The organism is Massilicoli timonensis (genome assembly GCF_900199515.1).
GTDB lineage: Bacteria > Bacillota_I > Bacilli_A > Erysipelotrichales > Erysipelotrichaceae > Massilicoli > Massilicoli timonensis.
The window spans coordinates 718,548-731,311 of sequence record NZ_LT963434.1; the positions used below are offsets into that span (position 1 = coordinate 718,548).

At 60.5% G+C, this 12,764-nt stretch carries 11 protein-coding genes; all 11 read left to right on the top strand.

Annotated elements, in window-relative coordinates:
• The 11 genes from C1712_RS05600 to C1712_RS05655 all read left to right on the top strand — a co-directional run bounded on the left by C1712_RS05600 (nt 1) and on the right by C1712_RS05655 (nt 12,384).
• The gene (locus C1712_RS05600; protein ID WP_007045884.1) at nt 1–417 is read left to right on the top strand and encodes a PrgI family protein; all 417 of its coding nucleotides are present in this window, start codon (nt 1–3) and stop codon (nt 415–417) included.
• On the top strand, nt 347–2,794 hold the full coding sequence (locus C1712_RS05605) for a VirB4-like conjugal transfer ATPase, CD1110 family (RefSeq protein ID WP_102267560.1): 2,448 nt from the start codon (nt 347–349) through the stop codon (nt 2,792–2,794). Before C1712_RS05600 ends, C1712_RS05605 begins: the two co-directional genes overlap by 71 nt.
• Nucleotides 2,791–3,171 carry a DUF3851 domain-containing protein gene (locus tag C1712_RS05610; RefSeq protein WP_002576347.1) on the top strand — a complete coding sequence of 127 codons (381 nt, stop codon included), beginning with the start codon at nt 2,791–2,793 and terminating at the stop codon, nt 3,169–3,171. Before C1712_RS05605 ends, C1712_RS05610 begins: the two co-directional genes overlap by 4 nt.
• Nucleotides 3,164–4,897 carry a C40 family peptidase gene (locus tag C1712_RS05615; protein WP_102267562.1) on the top strand — a complete coding sequence of 578 codons (1,734 nt, stop codon included), beginning with the start codon at nt 3,164–3,166 and terminating at the stop codon, nt 4,895–4,897. Before C1712_RS05610 ends, C1712_RS05615 begins: the two co-directional genes overlap by 8 nt.
• A gap of 33 nt (nt 4,898–4,930) precedes the next feature.
• Nucleotides 4,931–5,185, top strand: a complete 255-nt coding sequence (locus C1712_RS05620; protein ID WP_002576345.1) for a DUF4315 family protein — start codon at nt 4,931–4,933, stop codon at nt 5,183–5,185.
• Nucleotides 5,175–5,957 carry a DUF4366 domain-containing protein gene (locus C1712_RS05625; protein WP_002576344.1) on the top strand — a complete coding sequence of 261 codons (783 nt, stop codon included), beginning with the start codon at nt 5,175–5,177 and terminating at the stop codon, nt 5,955–5,957. Before C1712_RS05620 ends, C1712_RS05625 begins: the two co-directional genes overlap by 11 nt.
• Before the next feature lie 193 nt (nt 5,958–6,150).
• The gene (locus C1712_RS05635) at nt 6,151–6,843 is read left to right on the top strand and encodes a conjugal transfer protein TraG (RefSeq protein ID WP_102267564.1); all 693 of its coding nucleotides are present in this window, start codon (nt 6,151–6,153) and stop codon (nt 6,841–6,843) included.
• Nucleotides 6,824–8,923, top strand: coding sequence for a type IA DNA topoisomerase (locus C1712_RS05640; protein WP_002576342.1), 2,100 nt, complete (start codon nt 6,824–6,826; stop codon nt 8,921–8,923). The genes C1712_RS05635 and C1712_RS05640 overlap by 20 nt, the downstream gene beginning before the upstream one ends.
• Entirely contained in the window at nt 8,920–9,201 is a 282-nt protein-coding gene (locus C1712_RS05645) for a hypothetical protein (RefSeq protein WP_054334841.1), read from the top strand. The genes C1712_RS05640 and C1712_RS05645 overlap by 4 nt, the downstream gene beginning before the upstream one ends.
• A 2-nt stretch (nt 9,202–9,203) precedes the next feature.
• Nucleotides 9,204–12,167 (top strand): LPD16 domain-containing protein, encoded by a 2,964-nt coding sequence (locus C1712_RS05650; RefSeq protein WP_102267566.1) that lies wholly within the window; start codon nt 9,204–9,206, stop codon nt 12,165–12,167.
• 1 nt (nt 12,168) lies between these two features.
• A complete protein-coding gene (locus C1712_RS05655; protein ID WP_102267568.1) occupies nt 12,169–12,384 on the top strand; it encodes a transposon-transfer assisting family protein in 216 nt (71 codons plus the stop codon).
• The last annotated feature ends 380 nt before the right edge of the window (nt 12,385–12,764 follow it).

The following is a 12,764-nucleotide window of genomic DNA, read 5'->3' on the forward strand; positions in this document are numbered from 1 at the left end:
ATGGCTTATGTACCCGTACCCAAAGACCTGACGAAAGTCAAAACCAAGGTCGCATTCAACCTGACCAAGAGGCAGCTTGTCTGCTTCGGCTGCGGGGCGCTCATCGGCGTGCCGCTTTTCTTTTTGCTCCGGGGTCCTGCTGGCAACAGCGTGGCGGCCATGTGCATGATGCTCGTCATGCTGCCCTTCTTCATGCTGGCGATGTATGAAAAACACGGCCAGCCCCTGGAAAAGATCATCGGCAACATCCTCAAGGTGGCCGTCATCCGGCCCAAGCAGCGCCCCTACCGCACCAACAACTTCTATGCCGTGTTGGAGCGGCAGGCAAATCTCGACAAGGAGGTGTATGACATTGTTCGCGGCAAAGACAAAGCGGCAGGCCGAACCGGCAGAGCCGCAGACCAAACCCCGGCGTAAGCTGACCCGCGTCGAACGAAAACAGATCGAGGCAGCGATTGCCTGCGCCAACCGCACAGGCAAAAAGGAACAGTCCGCCCAGGACAGCATCCCCTATGAACGGATGTGGCCGGACGGCATCTGCAAGGTGGCGGATGGCCGCTACACCAAGACCATCCAGTTCCAGGACATCAACTACCAGCTGAGCCAGAACGAGGACAAGACCGCCATCTTCGAGGGATGGTGTGATTTTCTCAACTATTTTGACAGCTCCATCCGTTTCCAGCTGTCCTTTTTGAACCTGGCGGCGTCCCAGGAGACCTTCGCCAACAGCATCACCATCCCGGCTCAGGGGGATGACTTTGACCCCATCCGGGTGGAGTACACGCAGATGCTGCAAAATCAGCTGGCGCGGGGCAACAACGGTCTCATCAAGACCAAGTACCTGACCTTTTCCATCGAGGCCGACAGCATCCGCTCCGCCAAGCCCCGTCTGGAGCGCATCGAGACTGATGTGCTGAACAACTTCAAGCGGCTGGGCGTGGCCGCCGAGGTCCTGGACGGCAAAGCCCGGCTGGCCCAGCTCCACGCCATCTTCCACATGGACGAGCAGGCGCCGTTCCAGTTCGAGTGGGACTGGCTGGCCCCCAGCGGCCTTTCCACCAAAGACTTTATCGCCCCGTCCGGCTTCGAGTTCCGTACCGGCAAGCAGTTCCGCATGGGAAAGAAGTACGGGGCTGTCAGCTTCGTGCAGATTCTGGCCCCGGAACTGAATGACCGTATGCTGGCGGACTTTCTCGATATGGAAAGTTCCCTCATCGTCAATCTGCACATCCAGTCGGTGGACCAGGTGAAGGCCATCAAGACGGTGAAGCGCAAGATCACCGACCTGGACCGCAGCAAGATCGAGGAACAGAAAAAGGCCGTCCGCGCCGGGTATGACATGGACATCATCCCCTCTGACCTTGCCACCTACGGGGCCGAGGCCAAGAAGCTGTTGCAGGACCTGCAAAGCCGCAACGAGCGGATGTTCCTGGTGACGTTCCTGGTGCTGAACACGGCGGACAATCCCCGCCAGCTGGGCAACAACATCTTCCAGGCCAGCTCCATCGCGCAGAAGTACAACTGCCAGCTGACCCGGCTGGACTTCCAGCAGGAGGAAGGCTTGATGTCCTCTCTGCCGCTGGGGCTGAACCAGGTGGAAATTCAGCGGGGGCTGACTACCAGCTCCACCGCCATCTTCGTGCCGTTCACCACCCAGGAGCTTTTTCAAAACGGAAAAGAGGCGCTGTACTACGGCATCAACGCCCTGTCCAACAACCTCATTATGGTGGACCGAAAGCTGCTGAAAAACCCCAACGGCCTGATTTTAGGCACGCCGGGCAGCGGCAAATCGTTCAGCGCCAAGCGCGAGATCGCCAACTGCTTCCTGCTGACTTCGGATGATGTCATCATCTGCGACCCGGAGGCCGAGTACGCGCCGCTGGTGGAGCGCCTGCACGGGCAGGTCATCAAGATTTCGCCCACCTCCACCAACTACATCAACCCGATGGACCTGAACCTGGACTATTCGGACGATGAAAGCCCGCTGTCCCTGAAATCCGACTTTATCCTGTCGCTGTGCGAGCTGATCGTGGGCGGCAAGGACGGGTTGCAGCCGGTGCAGAAAACCATCATTGACCGCTGTGTGCGGCTGGTGTATCAGGACTACCTCAACGATCCGCGCCCGGAGAATATGCCCATTCTGGAGGACCTGTACGACCTGCTGCGGGTGCAGGATGAGAAAGAGGCGCAGTACATCGCCACGGCGCTGGAAATCTACGTCACCGGCTCCCTCAACGTGTTCAACCACCGCAGCAACGTGGACATCAACAACCGCATTGTCTGCTATGACATCAAGGAACTGGGGAAGCAACTCAAAAAGATCGGGATGCTGGTGGTGCAGGACCAGGTGTGGAACCGCGTCACCATCAACCGGGCCGCTCACAAGTCCACCCGCTACTACATCGACGAGATGCACCTGCTCTTGAAAGAGGAACAGACCGCCGCCTACACGGTGGAGATTTGGAAGCGGTTCAGAAAGTGGGGCGGAATCCCGACCGGGATTACGCAGAACGTCAAGGACCTGCTTTCTTCCCGCGAGGTGGAGAACATCTTTGAAAACTCCGACTTCGTGTATATGCTCAACCAGGCGGGCGGTGACCGGCAGATTTTGGCCCGGCAGCTGGGCATTTCCCCGCACCAGCTGTCCTATGTGACCCACTCCGGCGAGGGCGAGGGGCTGCTGTTCTACGGCTCCACGATTCTGCCCTTTGTGGATCACTTCCCGAAAAACACCGAACTGTATCGCATTATGACGACCAAACCCCAGGAAATGAAGGAGGCTGATAGACGATGAAACCCGAAATTCTGCATAACGACCACATGATGTTTCTGGACCGGGCGCTGGAAACCCAGCGCACCGCGCTCCTGACGGCGATGGCGGACGCTGTTTCCGAGTGCCGCACGGCGGCGGATCAGGCCGCTGAACTGACCGAGACCGGCGAGACCGGCCTGCTGCGGCTGGTGGAGATTCTGTGCGCCGCCAAGGTCCAGCGCGGGCAGGCCGGTGAGACTGTGCTGGAGGGCACCGAGGTCCAGATTTTGGCCGACGTAGTGGCCCAGCTCTACGCCTGCCTGACCGAGTGCCGCTTCGTGGGTCCGCTGGGGCTGGCGGCCTATGCGGAGCTTTCCAGCATGGCGGCCTCCCTCATGCTGGGGGAATGGTTTGATTAAGGAACCGCGCCTGCGCTTCACGGAGGAAGAACGGGCGGACCCGGCGCTGGAAAAGCCCATCCGCAAGGCGGAAAAGGCTGCCGCCAAAGCGGATAAGGTGCAGGCAAAAATCCCGAAAAAGCAGGTCAAGCGGGCCGAGGTGGACCCCAAGACCGGCAAGGTCACGACCAAGCTGGTGCTGGAGGATAAGCCCCGGCCGCCCTCCAAACTGTCCCATACGGTGCGGGACGCGCCGGGCAACGCGGTGGCGGGTAAGCTCCATCAGGAGATCCGCAAGACCGAGGACGATAACGTGGGCGTGGAGAGCGCCCACAAGTCCGAGGAAGCCGTAGAGACCGGCGTGCATCTGGTCCGGGAGGGCTACCGCAGCCACAAACTGAAACCTTACCGCAAGGCCGCCCAGGCCGAGCGGAAGCTGGAAAAAGCCAACATCGAGGCGCTGTTCCAGAAGTCTGTCTATGAAAACCCTGCGGCAGCCAGCAACCCGCTGTCCCGCTGGCAGCAGAAACAGCAGATCAAGAAGCAGTACGCCGCCGCCAAACGGGCCGCACAGTTCGGCGGGAGCGCCGCCGGTGCCGCCCAAAAGACCGGCAAGGCGGCCAAGACGGTCAAGGAGAAAGCCCAGCAGGCCGGGGCCTATGTGATGCGCCACAAAAAGGGCTTCGGCATCGTGCTGGCGATTTTCCTGCTGGTCTGCCTGCTGCTCAACACCATGTCCTCCTGTTCCATGATGGCGCAGAGCATCGGTTCGGCGATCTCCGGCACCACCTACCCCTCCGATGACCCGGAGCTGGTGGCGGTGGAGGCCGACTACGCCGCCAAGGAGGCCGCGCTGCAAGCCGAGATCGACAACATCGAGAGCAGCCACCCCGGCTATGACGAGTACCGCTATGACCTGGATATGATCGGCCACGACCCCCACGAGCTGGCGGCCTACCTGTCCGCTGTGCTGCAAGGCTACACGCGGGCAAGCGCCCAGGCGGAGCTGGAACGCATTTTCGCGGCCCAATACCAGCTGACGCTGACCGAGGAAGTGGAGGTGCGCTACCGCACCGAGACCCGGACAGACAGCGAGGGCAACGAGTATGACGTGGAAGTGCCCTACAACTACTACATCTTAAATGTGACCCTCACCAGCAAGCCCATCTCCTCCGTGGCGTTGGAGCTGCTGACGCCGGATCAGCTGGAAATGTACCAGGTGTACCGGCAGACGCTGGGCAACAAGCCCCTGATCTTCGGCGGCGGGTCCGCCGACACCAGCGATTCCGAGAGTTTGGCCGGTGTGGAGTTTGTCAACGGCACCCGGCCCGGCAATCAGGCGGTGGTGGACATCGCCAAAAGCCAGGTGGGCAACGTGGGCGGCCAGCCCTATTGGAGCTGGTACGGCTTTAATTCCCGCGTGGAGTGGTGCGCTTGCTTCGTGTCCTGGTGTTACGGCCAGATGGGCCTTTCCGAGCCGCGCTTTGCCGCCTGCCAGTCCCAGGGCATCCCCTGGTTCCAGTCGCACGGACAATGGGGCGGGCGGGATTACGCCAACATCGCCCCAGGCGACGCTATCTTCTTCGATTGGGACTTGGATGGCAGCGCCGACCATGTGGGCATCGTAGTGGGCACCGACGGCAGCCGGGTTTACACCGTAGAGGGTAATTCCGGCGACGCCTGCAAAATCAAGAGTTATTCCCTGACCTACGAGTGCATCAAGGGCTACGGCTTGATGAACTGGTGACAAATTTTTATGAAGAATAGGAGTGATTTGACTATGGCTAAAAACAAAATCGAGCGCATCGACCAGGAGATCGCCAAAACCCGCGAGAAGATCGCGGAACAGCAGGAAAAGCTGAAAGACCTGGAAGCGCAGAAAACCGAGGCGGAGAACCTGGAGATCGTCCAGATGGTGCGCGCCCTGCGTATGACCCCGGCCCAGCTGTCCGCCATGCTGTCTGGCGGCATGGTGCCCGGCCGGGCGGTGGGTTCTGCCAATCCCGAACAGGAGGAAATGACCCATGAAGAATAAAAAGATTTTCAGAACCTTTGCCGCCCTTTGCACCTGCCTGATGCTGATGGGCGGCTTCTCTGTGACCGCCTTTGCCCAGGGCACTGACCCTGCGCCCACGGCCACACCGGCGGCGGACGCCACCAACGACAGCAACGTGGTGGTGGAGGAAACCGAGGACAGCCCCGCCCTGACCCCGGAGGGCAACGCCGCCCTGGTGGATGACTTTGGCGGCAACAAGCAGCTCATCACCGTCACCACCAAGGCGGGTAACTATTTTTACATCCTCATTGACCGCGCCAACGAGGACAAGGAGACCGCCGTCCACTTCTTGAACCAGGTGGACGAGGCCGACCTGGAGGCGCTGATGGAGGACGGCGAGACGGCGGAGGAAACGCCCGCCGTCTGCAACTGCACGGAAAAGTGCGCCGCCGGTGCGGTGAATACGGCCTGCCCGGTGTGCGCCGTGAATATGGCAGAGTGTACGGGCCAGGAGCCGGAACCCACCCCTGACCCGGAAACAGAGCCGGAGCCGGAACAGGAACCGGCAGGGCTGAACCCGGCGATGCTGCTGGTGGTGCTGGCTGTGCTGGGCGGCATCGGTGCGCTGGTCTACTTCAAATTCATCAAGCAGAAGCCCAAGACCAAGGGCAGCGACAACCTGGATGATTACGACTACGGCGAGGACGATACCGAACAGGAGGACGAGGACCCTTGGGAGACCGAGGAATCTGACGAGCCGGAGGACGCCGGCGGGGGCGGCGATGAGGAAAGCGAGAACCCGGCCAAATGACCCGGTTCACCGACAGCCCTTATGAACCCATGATGACGCGCAGGCCGGAGGGCGGGAAGGCAGCTTCCCGTCCTCCCTCTTTATCTCCCGGCCACCCCTGCTATGGCTGCGGAACCTACCGCCCCGGCCAGCCCTGCGTGGGCTTCTGCCACAAAGAACTGACTGCGTGGCTGCGCGAAAGGAGAAAAGCAAAATGAATTATTTTATCCAATTTCTCATTGTGTTCGACCTGATCTGCTTCGGCGTCTACTTTGGCGGCGACATCGTTTGCACGGCGCTCGCCAAGGTGCGCAAAAAGACAGACGAAGAAGAATTTGAAATCTACAAAGTGGAGGACGATACAGACACCTCCAAACCGGCGCTGTCCATCGACGCCATCCGCCACTTGTTCCGCGGCGAGGTCCACGATTTTGTCTGCAACAAACTTCTACCCAGCGGGCAGGAAACCCTTTCCGCTCTGACCGAGCCGGAGCAGACAGCGGCCCGGTTCCTGTTCCGCGCCTTGATCGGCTATCTCAAAGAGGAAGCCCCGATGGATGAGCAGAGCTTCCCGATGGTGATGGAGATGCTGAACTATGCCGAGGGCGCGAAAGAGGACGGCGACAAGGACGTGATCGACATTCTGATGGAGGAAACCGCCGCCCGGACACATCTGCGCGAGGAATATTTCAGCGATTACCGCCGTTACCAGCTCATGCAGGTGGATAAGACGCGGGTGCTGCTGGCCTGCCGTGTCATCATCAACGACCTGCTGGGAAAGCTGTACCGCTATGATTACAACGTCGGTTATGACTGCCTTCTGGACGATGGCAACAGCGTTTCCAGAAAACTGAAAAAATCCAACGAAGAAATGGAGGTAGAGGAAGATGCGATTGGTGATCGCTGAGAAGCCCTCTGTGGCAAAATCCCTGGCCGCCGTGCTGGGCGCTGCTACCCGCAAAGACGGCTACCTGGAGGGCGGCGGCTGGCTGGTGAGCTGGTGCCTGGGGCACCTGGCCGGGCTGGCGGACGCCGCCACCTACAACCCCGACTACGCCAAGTGGCGCTATGATGACCTGCCCATTTTGCCGGAGTCCTGGCGCTTCACCATCGCCAAAGACAAGCGGGATCAGTTCGATGTGCTGCGCACCCTGCTGCGGCGGGAGGACGTGACCGAGGTAGTCAACGCCTGCGACGCCGGGCGCGAGGGCGAGCTGATTTTCCGCACGGTCTACTGCCTGGCGGGCTGCCAGAAGCCCATGAAACGGCTGTGGATTTCCAGCATGGAGGATTCTGCCATCCGGGAGGGCTTTGCCAACCTGCGCCCCGGCGCGGACTATGACGGGCTGCACCAGGCGGCCCTCTGCCGGGCCAAGGCCGACTGGCTGGTGGGTATCAACGCCACCCGACTGTTCTCGGTGCTGTACCACCGCACCCTCAATATCGGGCGGGTCATGTCCCCGACGCTGGCCCTCATCGTCCAGCGGGAGGCAGAGATCGACGCCTTCAAGCCGGTGCCGTTCTATTCTGTGGCTCTGGACCTGCCCGGTTTTACCGCTGCCAGCGCCCGCATGGACAAAAAAGCCGATGCCGAACAGCTGAAAACTGCCTGCCAGGGCGGTACGGTGACGGTCAAGCAGGTGGAGCGCAGGGACAAATCCGAGAAGCCGCCTGCCCTCTATGACCTCACCACTCTCCAGCGGGACGCCAACCGCCTGCTGGGGTTCACGGCGCAGCAGACACTGGACTACCTGCAAAACCTCTATGAAAAGAAGCTCTGCACCTATCCCCGGACGGACAGCCGCTACCTGACCTCCGACATGGCCGAGGGCCTGCCGGTGCTGGTGAATTTGGTCGCCAACGCCATGCCGTTTCGCAAAGGCATCGCCATTTCCTGCGATGCGGCGGCGGTCATCCACGACAAGAAAGTGACCGACCACCATGCGGTGATCCCCACCCGGAACATCCGCGAGGCGGATCTGTCCGCTCTGCCGGTGGGTGAACGGGCCATTCTGGAGCTGGTGGCGCTGCGGCTGCTGTGCGCGGTGGCCCCGCCCTATAACTTTGCAGAAACCGCCGTTGTTGTGGACTGCGCTGGTGCGGAGTTTACCGCCAAAGGCCGCACGGTGAAGCAGCCCGGCTGGCGGGCGCTGGACGCCGCCTACCGGGCCAGCATGAAAAATGTGGAACCGGACGGCAATTCCGAGGACAAGGCCCTGCCGGAACTAACCGAGGGCCAGGCGCTGCCGGTTGCCGGTGCCGCCGTCAAGGAGGGCAAGACCACCCCGCCCAAGCACTTCACTGAGGATACCTTACTCTCTGCGATGGAGACTGCCGGAAAAGACGATATGCCGGAGGACGCCGAGCGCAAGGGGCTGGGCACCCCCGCCACCCGCGCCGGAATTTTAGAGAAATTGGTGTCCACCGGCTTCCTGGAACGCAAAAAGAGCAAGAAAACCGTGCAGCTTTTGCCGTCCCACGATGCCATTTCCCTGATTACCGTCCTGCCGGAGCAACTGCAATCCCCACTGCTGACCGCTGAGTGGGAGTACCGGCTGGGCGAGATCGAGCGCGGCGAGCTGGCCCCGGAGGACTTCATGGCTGAGATCACCGCCATGCTGAAGGAGCTGGTGGGAACTTATCAGGTCATCAAGGGCAGCGAGTACCTGTTTGCCCCGCCCCGCGAGGTGGTGGGCAAATGCCCCCGCTGCGGCGGTGAAATTGCAGAAATGCAAAAAGGCTTCTTCTGTCAGGACCAATCTTGCAAATTTGCGATCTGGAAGAACAACAACTGGTGGGCAGCGAAGCGCAAACAACCCACCAAGGCCATTGTGGCGGCGCTGCTGAAAGATGGCCGCGCCCATGTGACCGGGCTGTACTCCGAGAAAAGCGGCAAGACCTACGACGCCACCGTGGTGCTGGAAGATACCGGCCAGTACGTCAACTTCAAGCTGGAATTTGACCGGCAGAAAGGCGGCGGCAAATGAAACTGAGTTTGTATGAACAGGAAACGATTATCCTCTACAACCAGGCCGAGGCCACCGCCGAGGTCTATTCCCACGACCCGCGCCTGCTGGAAAAGCTGCGGCGGCTGGCGGAAAAATACCCGGACCAGATCGTGAAAAAGGACCGTCAGACCTTTACGGTGCCCAAACGCTGCGTATCGGTGCGGGAGCCGTACAGCGCCGAGCGCCGCAAGGCCGCCAGCGAACGGGCCAAGGCCGCCGGGTACAAACCACCCGTCCCGAAAGCGGGCGGCAAGTAAGCATGGGCGAGAGCGTCTTTGAAGTCGTAAAACAGTCCGTCACCGCCAGAGAGGCGGCGGAGCTTTACGGCATCGCAGTGGGGCGCGGCGGTATGGCCTGCTGCCCCTTCCACGATGACCGCCACCCCAGCATGAAGGTGGACACCCGTTTCCACTGTTTTGGCTGCGGCGCAGACGGCGATGTGATCGACTTCACCGCCCGGCTCTATGACCTGTCCCCCAAGGGGGCCGCTGAAAAGCTGGCCCAGGATTTTGGCCTTTCTTATGACAGCAAGGCCCCGATCCGGCGAAACCATGTCCGGCAGAAATCCGAGGCGCAGGCAAGGAAAGAAAATCGGGAACACGCCTGGCGCGTTCTGGCGGATTACTACCACCTGCTCCGAAAATGGGAGACCGACTATTCCCCCAGGACGCCGGACGAGGACCCGCACCCGCGCTTTTTGGAGGCTGTTCAGAAAAAAGAGTACATAGGCTATCTGCTGGACACTTTTCTCGACAGCAGTACCGAGGAACAGGACCAGTGGATCGCAGAACACACCACTGAACTTTCGGCCATAGAAAGGAGAGTGAAAATCATGGCTGACAAACCCACCAACCGGGAACGGCTGCAACAGATCACGGCAGGCATCGAGCAGGGCATTAAAGAGCTGTTCGAGAGCGAAAAGTATATGCGCTACCTGTCCGTGATGTCCCGGTTCCACCGCTACTCTGTCAACAACACCATGCTCATCTATATGCAGAAGCCGGACGCCACGCTGGTGGCCGGGTACAACAAGTGGAAAAATCAGTTTGAGCGCCATGTGAAGCGCGGTGAACACGGAATCACCATCATTGCCCCGACACCATATAAGAAGAAAATCGAGGAACAGAAGCTGGACCCGGACACCAAGGCACCTATGCTGGATCAGGATGGCAAGGTCATCATGGAGGAACGGGAAGTTGAGATTCCCATGTTCCGCCCGGTCAAGGTGTTCGATGTGAGCCAGACGGACGGCAAGCCCCTGCCGGAGCTGGCGTCCACCCTTTCCGGGAACGTCCAGAACTATGAGGCTTTCATGGAGGCCCTGCGCCGGTCCGCGCCGGTGCCGCTCTCTGTGGAGCCGATGGCTGCCAACATGGACGGATATTTCTCGCCGGACCGGCAGCGCATCGCCATCCGGGAGGGCATGAGCGAGGTACAGACCGTTTCCGCCGCCGTCCATGAGATCGCCCACAGCAAGCTGCACGACCCCAAAAAGTATGAGGCGGAGCCGACCTGGAAAATCGTGATGGTGAGTGGGGGCGGTGTCAAGCACGATTATCGCCTGGACTTCGCCACCGAAGCAGAGGCGGAACAGGCCGCCGCCGAGGATGACTGGCGCTATGTGGACGAAAATCAGTTTGAGTGGCGGCTGGAGGTGGAGAAAGATCTGACGGCGGTGAAACAGGCTGTCAAGAACCGCAACACCGAGGAGGTGGAGGCCGAGAGCATTTCCTACGCCGTCTGCCAGTATTACGGCATCCAGACTGCCGACAACAGCTTTGGCTATATCGCCACCTGGAGCCAGGACAAGACGCTGCCGGAGCTGCGGGCCAGTCTGGAGACCATCAACAAGGCGGCCGGTGAGCTGATTTCTGATATTGACCGGCATTATAAGGTTATCTGCAAGGAGCGCGGCATTGACCTGACCGCCCAGCCGGAACAGGCTGAACCCCGGCAGCCCGCAGAAGAAACACCCGACGCACCTACTCCCAGCGCCGAAGCCCAGGAGGCCCTGTTGCTGGTTGATGATGCCACCTATCTTCATGTTCAGTCCTGCAACACCGGCTGGGACTACACACTCTACGATGCCGCCACCAGGAAGCAGTTGGACGGCGGCCAGCTGGACGCCCCGGAGCTTCCTCTGTCCACCGCCGCTCTGAAAATCTGTGAGATGTACGACTTGGGTGGCCAGAACATTCAGTATGCGCCACTGAACATGATCGAAACTTTGCAGGAGGCGGCTGTCCAGCAGATGCAGACAGCGGCCCAAGCCACCACGCCGGAAACTACCATGCTGCCGGACGCCCCGGAACAGCACCTGGACGAATACCCTATGCCCGACCCCTCGCTGACCCAGGACGATCTGGAGAAATGCGGCTATCTGGACGGGGACCTTCTGCCCCTCTCTAAAGAACGCGCCTATGAGCTGATGGCGCAGGACCTGACCGTTTACATGGTTCAGCAGGGCGAGAATCCGGCGATGGCTTTTGATACCACTGACCTGGACGCCCATGACGGGATCTTCGCCGTCACCCGCGAGGAATGGGAGGAAAGCCCGGCTTTCGATGCCCAGGTTAAGGAGCGTATGGATCACCAGCAGGAACGGGAACAGGCGTTCCTCGGCCACAAGGGCGACTGCTTTGCCATCTACCAGGTGAAGCACACCGATGAGCTGCGGGACATCCGCTATGAGGGGCTGGAATGGATCAAGTCCATCGGACGCACGGTGCAGCGGGACAATTATGATCTGGTCTACACCGCGCCGCTGGCCCCCGGCGACCTGAAAGGCAGCGTGCTGGACAATCTCGAATACCGCTTCAATAACGAACACCCCGCCGACTACCGCCACCCGTCTATGAGTGTCAGCGACATTGTTGCCATCAAGCGGGACGGCAAGGTATCCTGTCACTACTGCGACAGCTTCGGCTTTGCCGAGGTGCCAGGTTTCCTGCCGGACAATCCGCTGAAAAATGCGGAGATGGCCGTGGAAGATGATTACGGCATGATCGACGGGATTCTCAACAACGGTTCCAAGGAACCGACGGTGGCCCAGCTGGAACAGCAGGCCCGCAGCGGCCAGCCTATTTCGCTGATGGACCTGGCTGCCGCCGCTCACCGGGAGGACCGGGATAAGAAGAAGTCCGTTGTGGAGCAGCTGAAAAGCCAGCCCAAACCCGAACACAAAAAATCAGCGCCCAAAAAGAGCGCGGAAAGGGAGCTTTGATATGAACGCTTTGACTTTTGAGGAAACCAACCTGCTGTGTATCTACAACCCCGGCACCCGCCAGGGGGCCATCGAGGCCCTGACCGAGATGCGCGGCGAACTTTCGCCGGACGAGACCGAGCTGCTGGCTCTGACTGACAGTACCCTCGCCAAGCTGCGCGCCATGACTGACGCCGAGTTTGATGAGCTGGAGCTGTACCCGGATTTTGACGAGTAACCCCCTGTTTTAACCAGCCGGGGCGGCCGCCGTGCCGCCCCATTTTCATATCCGAAGGAAGGGAGGATAGAACCCCATGCCAACCAAAGCAGAACAATATGCGCAGATGGCCGATCAGGTGGCGCGGCAGCTCACCGGCAGCTGGCAGGAGTGGGCGGGCTTTCTCACCAACGCCGCCCGCCTCTACAAATATCCGTTCCATGAGCAGCTGATGATCTACGCCCAGCGCCCGGACGCCACCGCCTGCGCCGAATACGACCTGTGGAACAACCGCATGGGCCGGTATGTGCGGCGCGGGTCCAAGGGCATCGCCCTGGTGGATGATTCCGGGGACCGGCCCCGGCTGCGGTATGTATTTGATATTTCCGACACCGGCACCC